Origin of the sequence: Treponema berlinense, assembly GCF_900167025.1 — a bacterium.
Classification (GTDB): domain Bacteria; phylum Spirochaetota; class Spirochaetia; order Treponematales; family Treponemataceae; genus Treponema_D; species Treponema_D berlinense.
The window spans coordinates 107,507-129,744 of sequence record NZ_FUXC01000008.1; the positions used below are offsets into that span (position 1 = coordinate 107,507).

Annotated in this window: 19 protein-coding genes; 7 read left to right on the forward strand and 12 right to left on the reverse strand. The window is 33.8% G+C overall.

The features are described 5' to 3' along the window. Nucleotides 1-9 precede the first annotated feature (9 nt). The 6 genes from B5D47_RS07680 to B5D47_RS07705 all read left to right on the forward strand — a co-directional run bounded on the left by B5D47_RS07680 (nt 10) and on the right by B5D47_RS07705 (nt 9,176). Nucleotides 10-1,185, forward strand: a complete 1,176-nt coding sequence (locus B5D47_RS07680) for a GHMP family kinase ATP-binding protein (protein WP_078931247.1) — start codon at nt 10-12, stop codon at nt 1,183-1,185. Further along, nucleotides 1,186-1,938 (forward strand): nucleotidyltransferase family protein, encoded by a 753-nt coding sequence (locus tag B5D47_RS07685; RefSeq protein WP_078931248.1) that lies wholly within the window; start codon nt 1,186-1,188, stop codon nt 1,936-1,938. It begins immediately after the preceding gene. A gap of 377 nt (nt 1,939-2,315) precedes the next feature. Continuing rightward, nucleotides 2,316-5,033: a membrane protein insertase YidC gene (gene yidC, locus B5D47_RS07690; RefSeq protein ID WP_078931249.1), complete on the forward strand. Its 2,718-nt coding sequence runs from the start codon at nt 2,316-2,318 to the stop codon at nt 5,031-5,033. Beyond that, the gene (locus B5D47_RS07695; protein ID WP_078931250.1) at nt 5,033-6,274 is read left to right on the forward strand and encodes a CDP-glycerol glycerophosphotransferase family protein; all 1,242 of its coding nucleotides are present in this window, start codon (nt 5,033-5,035) and stop codon (nt 6,272-6,274) included. Before yidC ends, B5D47_RS07695 begins: the two co-directional genes overlap by 1 nt. 21 nt (nt 6,275-6,295) lie before the next feature. Then, nucleotides 6,296-7,606: a hypothetical protein gene (locus B5D47_RS07700; protein ID WP_200806563.1), complete on the forward strand. Its 1,311-nt coding sequence runs from the start codon at nt 6,296-6,298 to the stop codon at nt 7,604-7,606. 16 nt (nt 7,607-7,622) lie between these two features. Next, nucleotides 7,623-9,176 carry an MBOAT family O-acyltransferase gene (locus B5D47_RS07705; RefSeq protein WP_234969968.1) on the forward strand — a complete coding sequence of 518 codons (1,554 nt, stop codon included), beginning with the start codon at nt 7,623-7,625 and terminating at the stop codon, nt 9,174-9,176. Between the two features lie 84 nt (nt 9,177-9,260). Here B5D47_RS07705 and B5D47_RS07710 read toward each other — a convergent pair whose 3' ends face one another. From B5D47_RS07710 to B5D47_RS07765, 12 genes are all read right to left on the reverse strand, one after another. Beyond that, on the reverse strand, nt 9,261-9,470 hold the full coding sequence (locus B5D47_RS07710) for an acyl carrier protein (protein WP_234969970.1): 210 nt from the start codon (nt 9,468-9,470) through the stop codon (nt 9,261-9,263). 67 nt (nt 9,471-9,537) lie between these two features. Then, nucleotides 9,538-10,704, reverse strand: coding sequence for a diaminopimelate decarboxylase family protein (locus tag B5D47_RS07715; protein ID WP_078931271.1), 1,167 nt, complete (start codon nt 10,702-10,704; stop codon nt 9,538-9,540). A gap of 10 nt (nt 10,705-10,714) precedes the next feature. After that, on the reverse strand, nt 10,715-12,226 hold the full coding sequence (locus B5D47_RS07720; RefSeq protein ID WP_078931252.1) for an AMP-binding protein: 1,512 nt from the start codon (nt 12,224-12,226) through the stop codon (nt 10,715-10,717). Nucleotides 12,227-12,262: 36 nt separating this feature from the next. Next, nucleotides 12,263-13,390 carry a glycosyltransferase gene (locus B5D47_RS07725; RefSeq protein ID WP_159443509.1) on the reverse strand — a complete coding sequence of 376 codons (1,128 nt, stop codon included), beginning with the start codon at nt 13,388-13,390 and terminating at the stop codon, nt 12,263-12,265. 40 nt (nt 13,391-13,430) lie between these two features. Beyond that, a complete protein-coding gene (locus tag B5D47_RS07730) occupies nt 13,431-14,435 on the reverse strand; it encodes a capsular polysaccharide synthesis protein (RefSeq protein ID WP_078931254.1) in 1,005 nt (334 codons plus the stop codon). Continuing rightward, entirely contained in the window at nt 14,429-15,886 is a 1,458-nt protein-coding gene (locus B5D47_RS07735; protein WP_078931255.1) for a flippase, read from the reverse strand. Before B5D47_RS07735 ends, B5D47_RS07730 begins: the two co-directional genes overlap by 7 nt. A 90-nt stretch (nt 15,887-15,976) precedes the next feature. Beyond that, nucleotides 15,977-17,566 (reverse strand): ATP-binding protein, encoded by a 1,590-nt coding sequence (locus tag B5D47_RS07740; protein ID WP_078931256.1) that lies wholly within the window; start codon nt 17,564-17,566, stop codon nt 15,977-15,979. Between the two features lie 78 nt (nt 17,567-17,644). Next, the gene (locus tag B5D47_RS07745) at nt 17,645-18,538 is read right to left on the reverse strand and encodes a glycosyltransferase family 2 protein (RefSeq protein ID WP_078931257.1); all 894 of its coding nucleotides are present in this window, start codon (nt 18,536-18,538) and stop codon (nt 17,645-17,647) included. Nucleotides 18,539-18,614: 76 nt separating this feature from the next. Then, complete coding sequence (locus B5D47_RS07750; RefSeq protein ID WP_078931258.1) at nt 18,615-19,514, reverse strand: capsular polysaccharide synthesis protein; 900 nt, start codon at nt 19,512-19,514, stop codon at nt 18,615-18,617. Continuing rightward, a complete protein-coding gene (locus B5D47_RS07755) occupies nt 19,511-20,068 on the reverse strand; it encodes a YfhO family protein (protein ID WP_078931259.1) in 558 nt (185 codons plus the stop codon). The genes B5D47_RS07750 and B5D47_RS07755 overlap by 4 nt, the downstream gene beginning before the upstream one ends. A 140-nt stretch (nt 20,069-20,208) precedes the next feature. Then, a complete protein-coding gene (locus B5D47_RS07760) occupies nt 20,209-20,640 on the reverse strand; it encodes a GtrA family protein (RefSeq protein ID WP_078931260.1) in 432 nt (143 codons plus the stop codon). 101 nt (nt 20,641-20,741) lie between these two features. After that, nucleotides 20,742-21,464 carry a DNA-binding domain-containing protein gene (locus tag B5D47_RS07765; RefSeq protein WP_078931261.1) on the reverse strand — a complete coding sequence of 241 codons (723 nt, stop codon included), beginning with the start codon at nt 21,462-21,464 and terminating at the stop codon, nt 20,742-20,744. Nucleotides 21,465-21,986: 522 nt separating this feature from the next. On the opposite strand from B5D47_RS07765, the gene B5D47_RS07770 reads away from it, so the two are divergent. Then, nucleotides 21,987-22,238 (forward strand): transposase (locus tag B5D47_RS07770; RefSeq protein WP_143592637.1); only part of this gene is annotated, 252 nt, incomplete at its 3' end.

Here is a 22,238-nt window from a genome sequence, read left to right on the forward strand (position 1 = left end):
AATTCAATTATGTCCAAAGAAGAAATAAAAACTTTTATCGAAAAAGAAAAAAATAGTGGAAATGTATTTCATTTTTTCTGTCCGTATAGGGTTTGTCCTCTAGGCGCTCATGTCGATCATCAGCTTGGGCTTGTAACAGGATTTGCAATCGACAAAGGAACCAAGTTTTCATTTTTTGCAACAGAAGACTGTGAAATTGAAGTATATTCAGATAATTTTGAGGGCATGGCAATTGGTAATTTAAACGAAGAATACGAACGGCAGTATATATGGGCCGATTATCTTTTTGGCGCTGCTTATGCATTAAAAAAATCATACACCTTGACAAAAGGACTAAAAGGAATAGTTTCAGGAGAAGTTTTAGGAGGAGGGCTTTCTTCTTCTGCCAGTGTAATTTTGACTTATTTAAAATCACTGGCTTTTGTAAATGATATAAACCTTACTTCGGTTGAACTTGTAAATCTTGCAATTGATGCAGAACGAAACTTTATTGGTGTAAACGTTGGAAAGCTTGACCAAAGCTGCGAAGTTTTTTCAAAAAAAAACAATCTTTTGTATCTCGACACCAAAACAGATTCTGCTAAGCTTATAAAAATCCCTAAAAATATGCCGGATTTTGAAATCGCAATAATTTTTTCTGGTCTTGAGCGAAAACTTGCCGGATCGGCTTATAATATGCGCGTTGATGAATGCAAGGCTGCAAGTTATGCATTAAAAGGATTTGCTCATCTTGAATACGGAAAATTCAATGATACTTATCTTCGCGATGTTCCTGCCGGAATTTTTTTACAATATAAAGATAAACTTCCATCGAACTGGGCAAAAAGAGCAGAACATTTTTATTCTGAAAATGAACGTGTAAAAAAAGGAGTAAAGGCTTTTCAAAATGGTAATCTGGAAGAATTTGGCAAATTGATTTTTGAAAGCGGACGTTCTTCTATCGAAAAATATGAGACTGGAAGTGAAGAATTAAAAGTTTTACAGAATATAATGGAAAATACAGACGGAATTTACGGCGGTCGCTTTAGTGGAGCCGGTTTTAATGGCTGCGCAATGGCGGTTATAAATCCGGAGAAAAAAAATGAAATTGCAAAAAAAATTCGTACGGAATATTTAAAAAGTTTTCCAGAATTAAAATCAACTTTTAATATCATTTTTTGCAAAACAGCGGATGGAATCAATTAAATGAAATCGATTATACTTGCAGCCGGGTATGCAACCAGGCTTTATCCTTTGACTAGAAATTTCCCTAAGCCTTTGCTAAAAGTTGGTGAAAAAACAATTCTCGACCGTCTTATTGATGATATTGACCAATTTGAAAATATCAATGAGCATATTATTGTTTCAAACCACAAATTTGTCAGTCAGTTTGAAAAATGGAAAAACAGCCGAAGTTTTAATCATAAGGTTACTGTAATTGATGACGGTTCGACCGAAAATGAAAATCGCATAGGAGCAGTAAAAGATATTCTGTTTGCGATTGAAAAATGCAATGTAAATGAAGAGATTTTAGTTCTTGCAGGTGATAATATACTTGATTTTTCGCTAAAAAATTTTGTTGAATATGCAGAACAAAAAAAATCTCCGTGCATAATGCGTCATTACGAAAAAAGTGTTGAAAAATTGAGAAGAACTGGTGTCGCTGTGATTGATGAAAATGACAAAGTTCTAAAAATGCAGGAAAAACCTTCAATTCCAGAGAGCCATTGGGCAGTTCCTCCTTTCTATGTTTACACAAAAGACGATTTGCCATTTATAAAAGAGGCTTGTACAAAAGACGAAAATGGAAAAATTCCATGCGGAACAGATGCGCCAGGAGATTTTATTTCATGGTTTTGCAGCAAAAAGACAGTATATGCTTGGCAGATGACAGGCAAAAGACATGATATTGGAAATCTCGAAAGCCTTGAAGAAGCAAGACAGGTGTTTTTAAAATAAAAAGCGAGATTATACTGCTTGCTATTTTTTGTTGTTTCGCAACAAAGTGAGAAACAACCGATGATAAGAAAGTTTGCAACACAAACTTTTAAAGATAAAACAGACGCTATTTCGGCTGTTTTTATCTTATCTCCTCCACAATTTTCCATTCAACAAGGTTTCTTTCCTTTGTGGAAAAACTTGCGCCGATTTTTATAATCCGTTTTCCGCTTGACTTGTACGGCCCGGCGTATTTTGCAAGATATTTTTTAGACTTCGAGATTATTTTTTTTACATACTGTCTACAACTCTTTTAACATACTTTTAATTTTGTTATTTTTTTATTAAAATAATATAATATTTTTTTATACTTAGGAAGTTTGTAGGAATTAAATATCATGAACTTTTTATATTACATTGTAATTTCACCGATTGAGACCATAGTTGATTGGGTTTTTAATTTTATTATAAATAAGATTAGTTCAGTAGGAATTATGGGCGCTGTTTTTGGTGTTAGCCTTGCAATAAATTTTCTTGCACTTCCGCTATATAATATTGCTGACAGTCTTCAAGAAAAAGAAAGAAAAATATCAAAATCTCTTGAACCACGGGTTAAAAAGATTAAAAAAGCTTTTAAAGGCGATGAGCAGTTTATGATGCTTTCTGAATATTATCGCCAAAATAATTACCATCCGCTTTATGTTTTGAGGAGTTCTCTTTCCATATTGATTGAAATCCCATTTTTTATTGCTGCTTATCACTATCTTAGTAATAACGAAGTTTTGAAAGGTGCAAGTTTTTGGATTTTCAATGACCTTGGCGCTCCCGATGTTTTTTTGTCACTAAAATTAGGTTCCTTTGCTTTCGGAATTCATATTCTTCCAATTTTGATGACCATCATAAATTTCGTTAGTGGTGCGATTTACACAAAAGATGCAACATTTCGTGAGAAAGTTCAGCTTTATGTAGTCGCAATTATTTTTCTTGTTCTTTTATATAATTCTCCAAGCGGATTAGTAATCTACTGGATATTAAATAATATATTTTCTCTTTTTAAGAATATCGTAATGAAAATGAAAAATCCTGGAAAAATTGCACATATAATTATCAGTGCTATTTTCTGGGGAGTTGTTTTGTTTGTTCTTATAAAGCAAGGAAATATCTTTAAAAAAACTATAATTGTTTTGTTAGGTATTTTTGTTTCTTTATTTCCTGTTTTTTTTAAAGAAAGTCAAAAATTATTTTCTAAATTTATCGGAAAGCCTGAGAATTCTTGTTATATTCTCGTTCTTTCAGGAATTGGACTTGCCGTTTTGCTCGGTTTTACACTTTCTTCCAGTGTGATTTCTTCAAGTCCTGTAGAATTTTCTTTTTTAGGTGAAACAAAAAATCCTGTAAGTTATATTTGGTCTTCATTATTTGTTTTTACAGGATTATTTGTTTTTTGGCCTTGCACAATTTATAAAATGTTTGGAGAAAAGGTAAAAAATGTTTTACCATGTCTTTTTTTTGTTCTTTTTATTTGTGTTTTATCGAATGTCTATATTTTCAAATATAACTATGGAAATTTGAGTGTAAATTTTACTCTTGAAAATGACAAGGTTCTAAAAAATTATTCAGTCTTTTTTATGCTTTTTCCTTTAATTATTTTTATAATGGCTTTGTCTATCTATTTGTTTTCTATGAAAAAAAATAAGATGATAATTCTTCAAATTTGTCTTTTTTCCATGATATTGGCAGAAACTGGGCTTGGCTTTATAAAAATGAACTATATAAAAAAAGTATTTATTGCTCATTCTGCAAACCATGAAAAAAATATTGCAGAAACAGATTCTTTGAATAGAATTGAAAAAATATACCATCTTTCAAAAACAAAGAAAAATGTGATTGTCCTTTTTCTTGATCGTGCGATCAACTCTTTCTTTCCAGAGTTTTTAGAAGCAAATCCTGATAAAAAACACTCTTTTAAAGGTTTTACTTATTATCCAAATACATTAAGTTTTTCAACTCATACGTCTCTAGCGTCCCCTGCAATGATGGGAGGATATGAGTATTCTCCGAGCGAAATAAACGAAAGAAAAGATGAACTTCTTCGTGAAAAACACAATGAAGCTATTTTAATGCTTCCTAAACTCTTTATGGATGCAGGGTATTCAGTAACAGTTTCTGATCCGCCATGGTGCAACTATGCGCATGAACAGGATTTAACTCCATTTGAAAAATATCCTCAGATGCACGCTTATTCTACTTTTGGTAAATACACAGACCTTTATTTTAAGGAAATTGGAATGAAAGGTGGCGTTGCAAATAATGATGCTGATATTATCTGTCGTAAGGAAATAAGGAATTTTCTCGTTCTTCAGGCTTTGTATCCGCCGTTGCGTTCTACTTTTTATCGGCTTTGTATAGCATTTGATCAAAGAGATGACAGAAACTATTACAACATATTCTCAAGTCTTTATTATCTTGATAAGCAGACAGATTTTTCTTCAGAAACAGACAACTATCTCTTTATTGATTCTGATACTCCTCATGAGCCACATAATTTAACAGACGATTTATTAAAAATTTCAGAAGAAAAAGCAAGTTTTGAAAAATCTCATTATATGGTCAATGCCGCAGCTTTGACACAAGTCGCGAAATTTCTTGATTATTTAAAAGAAAATGATGTTTATGATAATACAAGAATTATAATAGTTGCAGACCATGGGGCAGGCTTAAAAACAAAAGCATTTAGGAATTTTGATAATCCTGAAATTCCTGCGTTTTATAATCCGCTTCTCATGTTTAAGGATTTTAATTCAAGAAACGATTTAATTTCAGACTCTTCGTTTATGATGAATGCCGATGCTCCTTTTCTCGCAATTCAAAATATGAAGAGTGAAAAATTTGATAAAAATCCATTTACAGGAAAAAAACTTGTTCAGAAAAAAAATGAAGGAGTTGTACTTTATCCGCTTTCAAATGGAGAACATCATGCCGACCAGCTCTTAAAAAAGACTCAGTTTACTTTAGATGAAAAAAGAGGTTGGTTTGTAAAAGATAATATTTTTAACCCAGAAAATTGGATTTCACTATCAGAATACAATAAGAAAATCAATGGAGAAAAAAGATAATGTCAGTACAGTTTTTGCCTCTTTATATTGACCCAGGTACAGGAAGTATGCTTTTTTCGCTTTTTATAGGAATTGCAGCAGCAGCTTCTTTTGCACTTCGCGCACTTTATCTAAGATTGAAATTTTTATTTTCCGGTGGAAAAACTGATAGAAATTCGGATTCGAAAAATATCCAGATTGTGATTTTTAGTGATCATAAGCGATATTGGAATGTCTTTGAGCCAATTTGTGACGAATTTGAGCAACATAAAAAAAATATTGTTTATTATACTGCTAGTCCTGATGATCCAGCGTTACTAAAAAAATATAATTATGTTCACACAGAATATTTAGGCGAAAAAAACAAGCCATTTGCAAAACTTAATTTTCTTCATGCAGATATAGTGCTTGCAACAACTCCCGGACTCGATGTCTACCAATGGAAAAGAAGCAAATTTGTAAAGTTGTATATTCATATTCCTCATTCGGTTTCTGATTTATGTGGTTACAGAATGTTTGGACTTGATCATTATGATGTTGTTCTTGGCACAGGATTGAACCAGCTTCCTTCATTGAGAAAAATTGAAAAACTTCGTCCAGCGATAAAAGAAAAAGAATTCTCTGTTGTTGGATGTACATATCTTGATTCTATGAAAAACCGTTTGGAATCTTTTTCTAAAGATGAGCCGCATCAGAAAAAAGTTGTACTTGTTGCTCCTTCTTGGGGAAAAAGTAGCATACTTTCAAAATTTGGCAATAAATTTCTTGAATCTTTAAGTAATACTGGGTATGAAATAATAATTCGTCCTCATCCTCAGTCAATTGTCAGTGAGCAGAATATGCTAAGACCTCTTCAGGAAAAATATTCTGATTTTGAATGGAATTATGACAATGACAATTTTGATGTCTTAAAAAGGGCGGACATTATGATTACTGATTTTTCAGGTGTAATGTTTGATTATGCTCTTGTTTTTGACAAACCTTTTATCTATGCTGATACAAAATTTGATAAATCACCTTATGATATTGATTGGCTTGAAGAATCTTTATGGGAACTTCAAATTCTTACTAAGATTGGTGTTCAGTTAAAAGAAGAGCAGTTCCCTCAAATAAAAGAAATAATAGCGAGTACAATAGAAAATACAGATTTGCAATCGGCAAGAAATGAAGTAAGAGATATGGCTTGGCAAAAAAGAGGCAAGGCTGCTTCTGAAGTTTATAACTTTTTACTGAAAAAATTACAGAAATTAGAAACCAATTAATTAATAATATAGGAAATGTTTATGTCAAATAAAATCAGAATATCGTTAAAAATTACAGTTTTTATTGCGATTTTTTTCTTGATAACTAATGTTCTTGCTTTTTTAATAAGAGATGAATCTAGTGCTTATACAAGAATTTGGATGCATGAACTTTTTACTGAAAAAAATGTAGATATTCTTTATTGTGGTGCTTCTCATGTAAGCCATGGTATTACACCAAAGGTTGCTGACAAGATATGGGGGAAAAACAACTTTTCTACAGGTTCTGCAGGACAAAATATAGAGGGCACTTATGCAGTTTTGCGTCAAGCGATAAAGTTGCATAAACTTCAAAGAGTTTTTCTTGAACTAGACTTTGCTGTTGCAACTTATACACCAGTAAAAGAAAAAACAGGTTTTAAATCTGAATATTCAATAGCACATTATATTCGCGATCCAAAAATAAAATTTGATTATTACAGAACTATGTCTACACCAAAATATTATATAAATACTTTGCTTCCTATAGGAAAAGATAAGCATATGTCCCTTAATCCAAAAGATTTGTTGCATAGGTACAAGTCGTTTATCAATGGAGACTATTTTAATTATGTTTATAAGGATAAGGATGCAGATTACGATGGCAAAGGTTGCCTGCTTGATAAAAGACCTGTAAAAAACGGCACTTTTTCAAATTATTATGACGAAGGAGCTATACGAATCGATAGAATAAGTGATGACTGGAAAAACACGATTGATAAAATTATAAAACTTTGTAAGGAAAACGACATAGAGCTCACAATGTATTCAATGCCTTGCTCTGATTTTTATCTTGCTGAAAAAGGAAATTATGATGAATATTATACTTTTGTAAAAAACTTCTGCAGAGAACGAGGTTTCAATTATTACGATTTCAATCTTGCAAAAGAAAAATATCTCAGGTTGTTTGATGAAGATTTTCATGACGATAATCACTTGAGCGGTCTTGGTGTATATAAATATACAAAATCAATGTGTGATTATTTTGTAGGAAATATTCCTTGCGATGATATGTTCTATGATTCTTATGCAGATAAGTTAAAGGCTCAAGAAGACAGAATTTTTGGGCTTGTAATAAAGCCTACAAATGATAAAAAAGCTGTGACAATTACCCCGATGGTAAATCATGTTTCGGAAAATAGAATTTCTTATGATATAGAAGCTTTTTATGATGGGAAAAATCATATTTTAGAAAAAGGTACTTCAAAAAATTTTATAACTCTGCCGAAGGGAAAATCTGGAGAACTTGTCGTAACTGCTTATCTTGACGGCATAATGGCAAACAAAGCGACCGAATATTTTATATCTTTTTAATTAATAGGAATTTTATATGACATTACTTTCTAATACATTTGCAATATTTATTCTAGCAACACTTGCTGTTTATTATCTTTGTCCTAAAAAAAATCAATGGATTTGTCTTCTTACGGCAAGCATCGTTTTTTATGCTTTCAGTGGTGTAGGAAATTTTATATTTATATTAGGTTCTTCGCTTGTAACATTTTTTGCCGCAAAGATTGTTGCAAAAATGAATAATGACTTAAAAACAAAAAAATTAACTTTTGATAAAGAAACTTTTAAAATAATAAAGCACAGCATTCAGAATAAAAAAAGGTTGGTTCTTGTTGGAATGTTGTTTTTGAATATTGGAATATTATTTTACCTGAAATATTGGCGTGTGCTTATTGGTTCAAAAACACTTCTTTTACCGCTTGGAATTTCCTATTATACACTTCAAGCAATCGGTTATTTTATGGACGTTTATAACGCAAAAATTGAAAAAGAAACAAATTTTGCAAAATTTTTTCTTTTCATATCATTTTTTCCTCAGCTTATAATGGGTCCAATAAATCGTTATGGAATTCAAGGAGAACAGCTAAAAAAAGAACATAAATTTGATTTTGAAAATATAAAACATGGAACTATGCTTGTTCTCTTTGGGGCCATGAAAAAATATGTGGTTGCGAATCTTTTAGTCACGAAAATTTCTGCAATTCTTGATAAAAATTATGATGGACTACCTGGATGTGTTATTTTATTTGCAATTCTTATGTATTCAGTTTATCAATACGCTGATTTTTGTGGCGGAATAGATATGTTCATGGGAGTTGCAGAACTTTTTGGAATAAAAATGCAGCCAAATTTTAAGCAGCCATATTTCTCTGTAAGTATTGCTAATTTTTGGCAACGCTGGCATATAAGTTTAGGACAATGGATGAGAGATTATGTTTTTTATCCTTTTGCCCTTACGAAAATGATGGGAAATCTTGGAAAATGGTGTGCAAGCCATCTTGGAAAACATTTTGGCCGTGTTCTTCCTGCATGTATCGCAAATATCTTAGTTTTCATGTTGGTTGGTATATGGCACGGTCCAGAACTTCATTTTTTTGTTTGGGGACTTTATAATGGTCTTTTGATTGCATTGAGTGATATTTTAAAGCCTGCCTTCAAAAAAATGAATGAATTTCTTCATATAAATGAAAAAGCTAAATGGTTTCATTTATTCAGAATTATAAGAACATTTATTCTCGTAAATATTGGATGGTATTTTGATAGAATTGAAAATGTAAAGCAGAGTTTTATATATTTAAAAGATACATTTGTGAATTTTGGAAATCCTATTATTCTTACATCAAAGTCTTATCTCAGAAGTATAATAGGGGCTATTTCAAACTTTGAATCACATATTATTCTAATATTTATAGGAACCTTAATAATTTTTGTTATCAGTCTTTTTAAAGAAAACAAGATTGATGTTTATAAGGCTATTCAGAAAAAAAATATTGCAATAAGGTGGAGCGCATACTATTTTCTGATGATTCTTGTGATTCTTTCGTTTACTTTCAGTTCTGGCGACACAGGTTTTATGTACGCTCAATATTGAAAAAAATCCCTCCAAAAAATTTATTTTTTGGAGGGATTTTGACTTTTATAATTCTACATACTAAACAGACCGTCTATTTGTTTTTTACTGCAATTTTTGAATCATAGACCAAAGTGCTTCTGCAGAGTTGAAGTTTTCTGGAAGAATTTCCGCTGGTGAAATTTCAATGTCAAAAGTATCTTGCAGTTGTCCAATAAGTTGAACTATATCGAATGAATCTAGAATTGCATTGTCAATAAGTCCTTTTTCTGTCTCAAAATCTACATCTGGTTTGAGTTCTGTTAAGATGTTCATTAATTTTTCCATAATAATTCTCCAAAATATAATTTATTACTAAAAACCATTGGTTTTTAGGAGTTTCCTAAGAGTTAAAATTAAAGGTTTCTATTGTGCTTCTGAGCAATTCATAGGAATCATTGTTTTTTAAAACTATTGCTGGAAGTGGGTGGCTTAAAAAAAGATAGATTCCTTCTGTTACAGAATATGCTCCGATGTCATTGAAAACTAGTGTATCACCGACAGCTGGAGATAAAAGCGGAAGTTTTCTAATAACAATATCTGCCGTTGTGCATAGACTTCCAGCAATAGTATAGTTCTCTATATCTGTGTCATTCAACTGAGTCTGTGCAATATGTTCAACTTTTGGTGTTTTCATTCCCATTATCTGACCATAATAGTTGATATGATTTATCCCACCATCAATTATAATATATTTATTGTTTGTTTCTTCATCAGTTTTTATATCCATTATTTGTGTGCAGTATTTTCCACATGGACTTGCAATAAAACGACCAAGTTCAATTACATAATTGTATTTTGAATTTTCTATAAGAGCAGAAAATTCTTTTAAATTTTCGAAATTTAGGATTTCTTCAGAATTTGAAAAATAATCATAGCCAAGCCCCGGACCATATTCTATTGAGTCAAAAAAAATACCTGTTTTTTTCTGCAATTCTGTACAAAATGATTCAATAAAAGTTATCTCTTCTGATATTTTCGTTATTTTTTTCTGAGTACCGGTAAAAAAATGAATTCCTCGAATCTTTATGTTAGAATAATCTTTAAGTTTTTCGATGCATTCATAGATATCTGATTGGCTCATTCCGAACTGGTTTCCGCTTGTAAGGCGAATAATAACATCTTGACTACGATATTCTTCGGTGTCTACGACGTAGAGCAAATATTCAAGATGTGCTTTTGATTCTAATGTTATCGTATTCACACCCATTTTATAGGCACGCCTTATATCATCTTCAGTTTTGCAGACTCCAGAAAAAACAATCTTTTTAGGCGCAACTTTATATTTTTGACAAATGCTCAATTCTCCAGGAGAGCAAACTTCAAATAGAATATCTTCATCTTTCAACGCTTTTAATAAAAAGGTGTTTGCTTTTATTGCATAACATAGTTTTACGTTGCAACCAAGTTCCTTTTTAATTTCTTGAACACGTTTTATAGCTTTTTGGGCATCAAAAATATACAACGGTGAGCCATATTTTTTTACAAGCAAAGAAAATTCAGAATCCATTTTATATCCTTTATAAATTTGAAATTTTTTCAATGAGCTTTCGTTTGTCAATCTTTCCATTTTTTGTAAGAGGAAATTCATCAATATAAATAAAATCTCCTGGAATCATATAAGTTGGCAAAGTCATTTTTAACATTGAAACAATGTCTTTTTTTTCAGTTTGTTTTCCAGTGTAAAAGGCTGAAATCTTATTCTTTGTAAATACACAACATGAACGAGTGATATTTGAATGTTTTGTAATTTTACCTTCAATTTCACCAAGTTCTATTCTATGTCCCATGTGTTTTATCTGAGTATCTTTTCTTCCAACATAATACAAAAGCCCATCATTTCCATATTTTGCAAGGTCGCCTGTCCGATAAATTCTTTCAAATTTTGCTTTTTGAAGTGGATTCTGCACGAAAACTTCTTCTGTTTTTATGGAATTGTAGTATCCTAAAGCAACACAAGTTCCACTTACGCATAACTCAGCTTCTGTTTCAGGTTCTGTTACAAGTTTGTTGTTTTCATCAAGAAGTAGAATTCGCTCATTTGGAAATGGAATTCCTATTGGTAATTTTTCTGGGGGGGGGAATACACCTTTTGGAATTTTATAATATGAACAATTGCAAGTTATTTCTGTAGGACCATAGAGATTTATATATTGTGCTTCAGGAATATTTTTCATCCAAATTTCAAGTTGTTTACAAGGCATTACTTCACCTGAAAAAAGTATCTTGTTTATTTTTGAGGGAATCTTGTATTCAAATCCATTTAAAGTTGAAATTATGCATAATGCGCTTACTGCCCAAATCAAAGTTGTAATTTCTCTCTCTATCAAATAATCAAGCAGTTTTGTTGGAAATGAAAAAAACAGTTTTGGTACAAGGTGGACTGTAGCACCTGTAAACACTGCACTGAAAATATCTTTTACACTTACATCAAAATCAAATGGAGCTTGATTTGCAATGTTGTCATTTGCTGTAATTTCAAAAAGTTCTGTAAAACAAGAAATGAAATCAATTACAGAACGGTGGCTTACAATAACAGCTTTTGGCACTCCAGTAGAACCTGATGTGAAATTTGCATAAACTGCGTCGGTGTCAATAATTTCTTTTCTTCTTGAGTCATTATACTTTGCTTTATTTTTTTCAGCCTGTTTTTCAATGTCATCTACAAAAAGAGCTTGTATATTTAAATTTGAAAGTTTTTTCTCGAAACGGCTGTCGGCGATAATATTTTTTACTTGCAAAGTTTGAATCATTGAATCAATACGAGAATCTGGAAAAGTCGCATCAAAATAAGAATAGAAACAACCAGAATAAAGAGCAGCAAAGAAATATTCAACAGTTTTTACACTCTTATCAATCATTATTGGAATCGCAGTTCCTGCTTCAAATTTAGCGGACAGGATTGTTGAAAGAGCTCTTGCTTTTAAAACAAGCTCTTTCCAAGTAATAGAAGTTTTCGTATCTGCAAATGCTGTTTTATCAGGATATTTTTTAGCTGTTTCTTCTAAGTAATCGAGTATGGAAAATTTCATAATTTCTCTTATAATAAATAATTTTTTATTATTATATCACAAAAAAAGGTTAAGGTACAACTTGCCGCAGTTTTCTTTTTTGTAACGTTCTTCGAGTTTTTGCGCGATTTTTATGAGTTTATTTTCTGACTCTGGATTTTCTATTATATTCAGTATTAGTTCTGCCAGTTCCTTTTCATCGGTTGCGTTTTCTACATAATTGCATAATCCTTGTGTTGCCTCAAAAAGGGATGTTTCTTTTGTTGAGATTACTGGAATTTTGCATATTGCGGCTTCTACAGGTGTGCGTCCGAATCCTTCAAATAAAGACGGAGTTGCAAACAGCGCCGCATTTGCCAGTAGCCAGTTTCTCTCTTCATCTTTTACACGGAACAGCAGCTTTATACGGCTTGAAATTTGATTAGCTTGTATGTATTCCTGCATTTTATTCCAAATGCTATCTTCTTTGTATCCGCCGCAAAACACTAGATTCAGGTCTGTCTTGTCCTTTATTAGATTGAATGCCTTTAGAAGTGTCATTGGGTTTTTCTTTTCGATATATGCATTCAAGTCAAGAATGTATTTTTTTTGTTCAATCTCAGGAACTTTCTGCTGTCTTGAGACATTAAACACAATCGAGTTTGGAATTATAGGAATATCTTTTTTACATCCTGTTGTTTTTATAATGTCGTTTTTTGTGTAATTGCTTATCGCTATAAGGGAAGTTGTGTTGTCATTTATAAACTCTGTGAATTTTGCCGCATCCTTTTTTGTTCCGTGGTGAATTCTGTAAATATCATGGATTGTTGCGAATGTCTTTAGCTTGGTTCGCACAAATGTCTCATTCATGGCATAAGGAAACCATATTGCTTTTGCTCCGCTTTTTTCTGCAATTTTTCTGAACGCACCGCATTTTTTTATAAGTTTTGCCGCTGTCTTTCTGCCTCTCGTAAGTTTGTAAAGAAGAGTTACCGGCCACCACTTTGCAACAATAATTTTATAAGCCGGAAATCTTTCCTTGAAAAAATCAACATGGTTAAAATTTACAATAAGGCAGAATTTGTCTGACTGTCCAAGCTGAACAAAAGCATCCAGCAAATCTGCTGTGAAGATTGAAGTTGAGTAGGTAAGTTTTTTGCTCTTTGCTTCTGAATGGGCAAAAAAGGTTGTGTCTATTGCAATCATGCGCATTCTCCTTTTGAGGAGAATACTTTAGACACGAAAATTACTTTACTTTTGTACCCCCCCCCGTTGTTTTTGATGCGGATTTGTAACAGGAAGAGGCGTTGTATTCCTCAAGAATTTTTTTATAAATTGTATTTTCTTTTTGAAGGTCAGAATCTTTCTTGAATTTGTATGTTAATTTGTGGATATCGGACATTCGTTTTAGCTGTTCCATTCGTTCTTTTGAATATTCTGTGAAAAGTTCACGCTGCATAATATGAGGCGGAACATCTGAAAAGAACGGAATTAAATTCCATTCTTTGTTATATTTTTCTGCGGCGAGTTTCATAAAAAAATAGAAAATAAAGTAATGAATTTGGTAGTTGTATTTTTCCCAATATTTATAATGCAACTCTCTTGTCAAACATAAAATCGGGTTGTTTTTTTCTGCTGACAAAAACCAGCTTTGAGCTGCTGTTGCCGGGTCATTTTTTTCATTTGTCTTAAATGCAAAAAGTGGTGTGTTAAAAGCATAGTTAGGCTCTGCCGTGCACAAAACAGTCGAGTCAATCCAAGTTCCGCCGTAAGTTATTAAAAGCTCAAGCCTAAGCAAGTCCGAAAAATGCGTTCGCGAGATGATTCCTTTTTTATATTTTTCCTTTATAAAGTCCGGCATTGAAACATAATCCCACATATTTGATTCGGTGATTATATTTATTTTTTTATCTGGCATATTCCTGCGGACGCTTTCAAGGCAGGCTTTTACAATATCAGGGGCATTTTCCTCTCCCTGAAACCAGCACCACCATACTATATCCGAATATTCGTGCGAGGTATTTTCCTTTGTTTTGTATTTTTTTAGAAAACTTGAATACTTAGTCTTTAGGTATGTGTAAATAATCCAGTTCTTGTTTACCTTTTTTAGTTCTGGATTGGTTTCTTTTAATGAAATTTTAAACCATGCAGAAAGAAATATATATCTGATATATGCTTTTAACGTATCAAAGAATTCTTTCTGCTTATTTTCTTTTAGCAGGATTTTTGTCTTAGTAATTAGATTTAACATTTTTTTACCTTTATTATTCTTTTTTTTATTGTTTCTGCCAGCATTAAGGCTGTATCTGTCCGTAAAACCAGAGTTGTAGCCGCGTAAATTGCAGCACCTGCAATAATTCCAAGCAGAATCTGTAAAAAGACATTTTTTATAAAATGAAGTATTGCAAAAACAGCGGCTGCCATAAAAATACAGGACACGCAAACTTTTATAAAATTATTCAGAAACCCATTGTGCTTTATATGTTTAAAACTGAAGAAAATTTTGTAGACGGTTATGATTCCTTCTACAACAAATGTTGAAAACGCTGCTCCAAAAACTCCCCATATAGGAATCAGAAGACTGTTTAAGGTAACATTCATTACGCAGCCGATAATCTGCGACTGAAGTGAAACTTTTTCCATCCTTTGAGGAATAAGAACCATATTATCTGCAAAAGATGCCACCGCTATAAACACTATCACAGGCGACATTATAAGCATTGCCGGAAGCGCGGCTAAAAATTCTTCTCCACTGAAAAGAAGTATAAGAGGTTTTGCCAAAAGCATTATTCCAATTGCGGACGGCAGCGAAAAGAATAGCGAAAAATTCAAAGCCTTTGAGACAATTTTCTGGTATTCGTCACTTTTGTTTTGTCCAAGATAATAAGAGGAGCGCGGAAGAAGTGTAGCAAGAATTGCTGTAATAAGACCTACTACAAGCCCCTTGATTTTATTCGCGGCGGAATAATAACCTACGGCACTGTCAGTCAGCATAAAGCCAAGCATCACAGAATCTAAGGCAGTGTGTACTTTTGATGCGACAGACATTCCAAAAAATGTGAATATAGGTTTTAAGTGCCGTTTAATTTCTATTGCTGTCTTTTCAAAAAAGTTTACAAACTTTCGTGCATAGAAAATATTGCATATATTTGAGCCTACGCTTGAAAACACTCCCATAAAAGCATATGCGACATAGTCATCTGGAGTGCGTACAAAAACAAAAAGAAGCACCAGACTTATGACCTGGAAGATGACAGAGCGTATCGTTACATATTTGTATTCTTCATGCACATTAAAAATCCAGTCAACTCCGATTGTTGTAAACAGAATTTTTGTGGAACACACGATAAGAAGAACCCTGTATTCAGAAAATTTGCTGACGAATACAAGTGAAATGAAAAGCAAAATGTAAGAAAATACAGTTGAAATGAGATTTATAGTAAGAATTTCGCGGAATATCTTGTTCAGCGCATGCTTGTCATCACGAACACGGACAGCCTCCCGTGCGGCATAAGAAAAAATTCCAAGACTTGCAGCAAGTATGAAGTATTCTATTACAGAATTTGCAAAATTTACTTTTCCAATTCCTGCCGGCAATAAAATTCTTGAGGCGTAAGGAAAAGATATGAGCGGAAAAGCAAGGTTCATAAGGGCTTTTATAAAACTGTAAACCGCATTCTTTTTTAGAGATTTTTGTACCATTTTTTTATATTATTTTATTTTACTCCATTTTTTTTCATATTTCTATTGCTTCTTTTTTTTGTCAAGCAAAACTGAAAATTTTAAAAGAAGCTATTCTTCCACAATTTTCCACTTAACAAGGTTTCTTTCCTTTGTGGAAAAACTTGCGCCGATTTTTATAATCCGTTTTCCGCTTGACTTGTACGGCCCGGCGTATTTTGCCTCTTCAATCTGATTCAATGCCTCATCTGCCGTTTTATCCCTCTTGAACTCAAATATAAAGACATTGTTTCCGTTTAAAAGCACGCAGTCAGCCCTGCCGAACGATGATGTCTCCTCAACAGTTGACCACTGGCCCAGCAGCGTGAACACAAGGTAGAACACATTCTGGAAATTCTGCTCTATGACACTGTCCTGTTTTTCCTTCCTTGCGGTTGTGTAGGGAAGAGTCGCAAAAAGAGACTTGAACCTTGCCATTACGCTTTCTGCGTCGCCTTTTTTTATGTCGCGGGCAAAGGAGACAACATCAAGCCCTGTGGAGCGGTTGTTGTTCAGGATTGCCGGGGCAAGAGAGTTTATGAACGCGTACTTCACCTCGTTGTTCGGGTATTTTAAAAGATAAACACCGAATTCCCTGTCGTAGCCCTTTATTGTAAGGTAGCCGGTCTGATAGAAAAGCGGAACCGGGTTAGGGTTGTCGCTCCTGTAGTCCTGAAGCTCCTGCGCGGTGGCCTCCACGCCGTTTGAAAGATCCATGTAGTTCATCGTGCTTTCCTGAAGTTTTTTTATAAGGAAAGTCGGTGTTCCTGTTGCAAACCAGTAAAGTGAGAAGTCCTGTTTTTTCAGCGCGTTCAGAAGGCTGAAAGGATTGTAGACACCCTCGCTGTTTTCATAGAAATGGTAGCCGTCATACATCTTTTCAAGCTGAGCTATGCAGTCTTCTTTTGAAAGATTGTTCTGCGCCGCAAAGCCTTCAACTTCTTGCCCGAGATTTTCGAGCATCTCTTTTTCTGTGATTCCGCAGGCTGTTGCATACTGGCTGGAAAGAGAGATGTCTTCCAGCTGGTTCAGGTCGCTGAATATGCTCACCTTGCTGAACTTTGTAACACCTGTCAAAAATACGAATTTCAGGTCTTCGTCCAATGCTTTGAGAGTGACATACAGACCACGCAAGATTTCTCGGTTATCGTTTACAAGACTTTCGTTGCTCTGGGCGTCAAGAAGAGGCTTGTCGTATTCGTCTATAAGAACCGCCGCCTGAAGACCTGTTTTTTTCCGCGCGGTCTGCACAATGTTTATGAAGCGGCCGGCAAAACGGCTTTCAATTTCTGTAATGCCGTATTCTTCCTCATATTTTTTAAGCTGCAGGTTTATGCAGTCCTCAAGTGTTCCTTTTGAAGAAAAATTGTCCTGCGCAAAATTCAGATAAATTACCGGATAAGCTTTCCAGGCGTCCGGATTGTCCTTTTCGAGCTGCTCAATCTTCAGTCCATTAAAAAGTTCCTTCTTGCCCTCAAAATATGCCTTTAAGGTTGAAAGAAAAAGACTTTTTCCAAAGCGGCGCGGCCGGCTAAGAAAGTAAACCTTTCCTGAATGCACAAGATTGTACACAAATTCCGTCTTGTCTATGTAAATGTAATTGTTTTTTCGTAAGTCTTCAAAACTCTGAATGCCAATCGGCAGTTTTCTGATATTTTGCATGGAACAATGATAGCATAGAAAAGAGGAAAAATAAATTACTATTTTTGATTACTCCAGAATGCGACTTGAGGTTTTAATTTAAAATTTTTGCTTTAGGTTAAAAAGATATTTATACAAACCTAATGCAGAAAGAAAGAATTTTATAAAATTTACGGCGGACGGATTATATTTTAAAATCATTTTCATTTCTTCCTTGGGATTTTTGCCTGTCTTGCAAACAAAAGAGGCTTTCTTTTTGAAAAAACTTTCAACAATTTCCTTGTCAGAAAGAATAGCATCCTTGTGTTTTTCAAAAAGCATTTCCATTCCCCTGACACCCTTTTGAGGATTTTTCGTTATGGAATCTTTTTGCTGGTAGACATCAACAAGAACAGCCTGTTGATAATAAAACTTGTATTTTTTTACTAAATCAAGGGAAAGAGCCCAGTCAGTGAATCTTGGCTGATTTTCATCGAATAAAATATCCTTAAAGCATTCAGCCTTTCCAATGATTGTCTGAGTTGTAGTGCAGTTGTATTTTAATAATTGCTTATATGAAATAAGACCTTCCTTTACTAATTTCTCATTTGGATGATTATATAAATATTTGTGAGTATCTTCATCGTTTACAGCAGTTTGACAGCACAGAACATCAGCGTTGACTTCTTTCAACTTATTTATTTGAACTTTTAGTTTATTTAAACGCCATATATCATCGCTGTCGTGGTGGGCAATATATTCTCCCGTACTTGCCTTTATGCCTGTGTTTCTTGCTGCATTTTGCCCTTTATTTTTAGAATGTCTGATAATTTTCAGTCTTTTGTCATTGATTTGTTCCAAAATGCTGATTGTATCATCGGTCGAGCAGTCGTCTACGACAATCAATTCGATATTCTTGAAAGTCTGATTCAAAACTGAGTTTACCGAGGCTAAAATTGTATTTCTTCTGTTATAAGTCGGAATAATTCCAGATACTAAAGGTTCGTTTTGCATGGTCAATTTCCAAATTGATTTTACTGGGACTTCTCGTCACTTATATGAGAGTGCAACATGAAAAGGCTGTTTTGCGTCATTGCCATTCTAAAAAATATCCGTAAACAGTTTCTTTGCCGTTTATCTCTTTTTTATAGTCTCTTTTCCAGTTAAGCTTGAAAAAAGTCGATTTTGACAGAATGCTATCTAAAAGTTCTTTTGAATATTTATCATTAAAATGTCTGTCGAGTTCTTTTATTCCTTGATTATTGAGTGGCACGGCATCTACAAGCTTCCTGAAATTTGGAATATAATTATATCCGGCAAGCATTGCATAGTCAATGAAAAAATAGTCAATCAGCTTGTTGTATTTTTCCCAATATGAGAAGAATATGTCGCGGCAAAAACTGTGTATAATCGAATTTTTTTGTCCGGCTTGGCAGAAACCTGTCCATTTTCCCTTTGTGATCTTGCTTGTTGAGGTTTCATAATGAATTGAAAAATACGGAAGCGCAAAGCAATTCTCAGGAATATTCCTAGATACAAAGATTGTTGCATCTAACCAAAGCCCGCCATGCTTGGAAATAAGAGCCATACGGAGAATATCAGAAAAATGGGTAAGGGTGATAATGCCTTTTTCAACTTTTTCTATTATGTAATCGGGAATGTCTGCGTAATTTTTCCAATTTTCTTCTGTGATTAAAACCACCGGGTGATTTTCTGCATTTTTTGTTATGCTATCAATGCATTTTTTTACAAGGATAGGTGCAACGTCATAGCCTTGCCACCAGAATATCCATATAATTCCATTATTTTCAGAGAATTTTTCTTTTTTGGAATATAGTATTTCTTCTGCATGACTCTTGTATTTTTCTATAATTCCTGAAAAATCTTTTTCAATAAACCTTTCTATTACAGAATTTGGATTTATGAACTTGAAGAGTTTAGAAAGTTTGTTAAGAATTTTTTTTGTGATAATTAGAACGAAAATTTTCATAATTTTTTATTAATCCTTCTTTTTAGTTTTACAGTAAAAACCAAAAAAACTGCAAATGCTACAACTGTTACAACAATTCCTAATAAAAAATAAGTATTCGTATAACGCAATTCTATATGATGATTTCCTTTTGGTATAACTAATTCCATAAAAGCTGTTTTTGCAAGCTTTGTATCGGTTTGTTTTCCATCGATTTTTGCCTTCCAGAATTTAGAATATGGGATAGAAAGAAAAATACTGCTGTCGTTTGAAAATTTTGAATCCGCAGCAAGAGTATTGCAGCCTAGTTTCACATTCTCAATATGTTCTCCGTTCCCAGTTGAGCCAAATGGCAAAAATTCTGTGTTTTGAAATATCTTATATTCAAGATATTTTTCTCCTGTGTCCTTAAAAAATTGCGGAATTTCATTTTCTTTGTCTTCAGGAGCAAGATAATATTTTACATTGAAAAGCTGGAAAAGTTCTGAATGCAATTTAAGACCGTGTGAACTTAATGCATTCCCAGTTAAATTCTTTTCTTTATAAAAATCATATGAGCCGTCATTTACAAACATAAGCTCAAAGTCAGCATCATTTATCCCCCCCTGTATATATTTCCATTATGGCATTGTAAAATGGCTTTATGTTTGCTTCCTCATTGTAGCAGGGAACTATAAGCGAGATTTTATTCATTTTTTTTCTTCCTCCGTTTTGTCTAGTTATCTATAGAAACATCTTTTTTCTCTTTGAAAATCACAAGAAAACTGAACAGAAAGTTGAATGCGCTGACTAAAATTTCATCAGTGACTTTAGAAAAGACTTCATTCCATCCCAAAACATCAACAAAAAGCGACATTATAAGAACATCAGCGATTCCAGAAAAAAGCCTTGAGCCGTAAAAGTAAGCAATTTCTCTGACAAAAGCCTTCGCAGAAGTGCTAGTTCCCTTGAAAACATATTTTTTGTTGGTGATAAATGCAAAAAGCACGCATAAAAACCATGCGAGCACGGTTGAGATTTGCACTGAAAGTTTTATGTATCTGAACAAATAATAAAGAACCACATTCAGTGCAGTTGTAATAATGCCCCAGAATGTGAATGAGATTATTTTTTTTATAAGCGGAATGTGTTTGGATAATAATTTCATAGCCTAAACTTTTTATATACTTATATTATTTATAAAATTACATTTGTTCAACTTTAATTAAAAACTTTCGTCTCCTATAAATTAAAAATCATAGAAAATTTCTAGCCATCAACTTCAATTTCATCCGTTGAATTCGTGCTAGGATACAGCCCTTCGCCGTTTTTCTTAACGAACGAAAGCCTGTATATCCCGCTTTCAATCCCCTGTGGAACCACGGCATCTATCGTTCTTCTGGTGCGCCGGATGAACCTTGTGACTCTGGCGCTCTTTGTCCTGTCGCTTTTCAATGTAAGGAATACGCCCTGTTTTTCGTCCTCAAAGTCAAACTCCAGGTTTTTTCCATGGATTCTAAAGCAGCTTCCGCGTTTTAGAAGAAGCTCGCTCGAATATTCAGCTGTGTCAGTGACTGAGAAAACATGGTAGATTGCAGGATCCATCGCAGGCGCTGATGATTTTGTCTTATAGGACACTTTGCCGCTGGCCTCCGCCTCGAACTTCTTGTTGACCGCGGCCTTGAGAACAAAGCAGTTGTCGCCTTTCTTGTTCTGGAATTTTACAGAGACAGACTCCGCCGTTCCATGCGCCGCAAGCTGCAGGTCAACCCACGGAAGCCTCACTTTGCATCCCTCCTGAAGCAGCCTTCTGACCGCCGTGTCCAAAACGGCAAGCGCCGCGCGCGTATCCGCCTCAGTGAGGGTTGAATTGTAGCCGACCATTTCCTTCACAATTTCCTCAAGCCCGGCATCAGTGTCGGCTATGCTCTGGAAGCAAAAGCCGCTCTTGCTTTTCCCTGTGTTGTTAGGCACTGTCTTTATGTTAATCATGCGCTTTCTCCGTGTCTTTTTATGCCTGTAATGGCTTCATGCAACGCCTGTCTATGGTTCTAGGATAGGCGAAACTAGATATAATTTTAAATCAACATTGTTGATAAATCAAGCTGAAATTAAACAGATGTTAAATTAATTTCATTTTGAACTCAACTTGGTTTCACTTTGAACTCAACTTGGTTTCACTTTGAACTCAACTTGGTTTCACTTTGAACTCAACTTGGTTTCATTTTGAGCTTAAATTAGGTTAAATTTTAAGTAAATTTGAGTTTGAAACAATGTTATGTTTATTCTTAAATAAAAACAGGTTTATTATATTGAATAGTCAAATTGAATCTTATGAAAAACACTGTTGATTTCGTCTCTTAGATAAGGCTTCTAAGACTTTAAGAAATGCTATATGGAGACATTCGGAGACAGTGCGGCAAAGCCATAATAAAATGAGTGCGTAAAACGATACAGAAAAAGGAGCAGATTTAAGGTGCAAACAGCCGATAAATTAAACAGGGCGGTTAGCACATGGCAAAGAAACGACAGTCATTCAGCAAGGATTTCAAGGCAAAAGTTACACTTGAAGCATTACGAGAAGAATCTACAATTCAGGAAATTGCAGTAAAGTATGGCATTCATCCGAATCAGATTTCCCAATGGAAAGCACAGGCAATTGCAGGACTGGCTGACATTTTTGAACGACCGAATAAGAAATCAGAAGAAACGAGAAAACAGGAAGAGGAAAAAGACAGTCTTTTGAAAACAATCGGTGAACAAAAA

What these genes read in the sequence shown, in the direction of transcription:
- B5D47_RS07720 (WP_078931252.1), bottom strand. Translation starts at nt 12,226, where the DNA reads ATGAAATTTTCCATACTCGATTACTTAGAAGAAACAGCTAAAAAATAT.
- B5D47_RS07760 (WP_078931260.1), bottom strand. Translation starts at nt 20,640, where the DNA reads ATGAAATTATTATCCAAACACATTCCGCTTATAAAAAAAATAATCTCA.
- B5D47_RS07730 (WP_078931254.1), bottom strand. Translation starts at nt 14,435, where the DNA reads ATGTTAAATCTAATTACTAAGACAAAAATCCTGCTAAAAGAAAATAAG.
- B5D47_RS07710 (WP_234969970.1), bottom strand. Translation starts at nt 9,470, where the DNA reads ATGAACATCTTAACAGAACTCAAACCAGATGTAGATTTTGAGACAGAA.
- B5D47_RS07740 (WP_078931256.1), bottom strand. Translation starts at nt 17,566, where the DNA reads ATGCAAAATATCAGAAAACTGCCGATTGGCATTCAGAGTTTTGAAGAC.
- B5D47_RS07705 (WP_234969968.1), top strand. Translation starts at nt 7,623, where the DNA reads ATGACATTACTTTCTAATACATTTGCAATATTTATTCTAGCAACACTT.
- B5D47_RS07685 (WP_078931248.1), top strand. Translation starts at nt 1,186, where the DNA reads ATGAAATCGATTATACTTGCAGCCGGGTATGCAACCAGGCTTTATCCT.
- B5D47_RS07755 (WP_078931259.1), bottom strand. Translation starts at nt 20,068, where the DNA reads ATGTTTGTAAATGACGGCTCATATGATTTTTATAAAGAAAAGAATTTA.
- B5D47_RS07765 (WP_078931261.1), bottom strand. Translation starts at nt 21,464, where the DNA reads ATGATTAACATAAAGACAGTGCCTAACAACACAGGGAAAAGCAAGAGC.
- B5D47_RS07715 (WP_078931271.1), bottom strand. Translation starts at nt 10,704, where the DNA reads ATGGATTCTGAATTTTCTTTGCTTGTAAAAAAATATGGCTCACCGTTG.
- B5D47_RS07745 (WP_078931257.1), bottom strand. Translation starts at nt 18,538, where the DNA reads ATGCAAAACGAACCTTTAGTATCTGGAATTATTCCGACTTATAACAGA.
- B5D47_RS07680 (WP_078931247.1), top strand. Translation starts at nt 10, where the DNA reads ATGTCCAAAGAAGAAATAAAAACTTTTATCGAAAAAGAAAAAAATAGT.
- yidC (WP_078931249.1), top strand. Translation starts at nt 2,316, where the DNA reads ATGAACTTTTTATATTACATTGTAATTTCACCGATTGAGACCATAGTT.
- B5D47_RS07700 (WP_200806563.1), top strand. Translation starts at nt 6,296, where the DNA reads ATGTCAAATAAAATCAGAATATCGTTAAAAATTACAGTTTTTATTGCG.
- B5D47_RS07750 (WP_078931258.1), bottom strand. Translation starts at nt 19,514, where the DNA reads ATGAAAATTTTCGTTCTAATTATCACAAAAAAAATTCTTAACAAACTT.
- B5D47_RS07725 (WP_159443509.1), bottom strand. Translation starts at nt 13,390, where the DNA reads ATGATTGCAATAGACACAACCTTTTTTGCCCATTCAGAAGCAAAGAGC.
- B5D47_RS07735 (WP_078931255.1), bottom strand. Translation starts at nt 15,886, where the DNA reads ATGGTACAAAAATCTCTAAAAAAGAATGCGGTTTACAGTTTTATAAAA.
- B5D47_RS07695 (WP_078931250.1), top strand. Translation starts at nt 5,033, where the DNA reads ATGTCAGTACAGTTTTTGCCTCTTTATATTGACCCAGGTACAGGAAGT.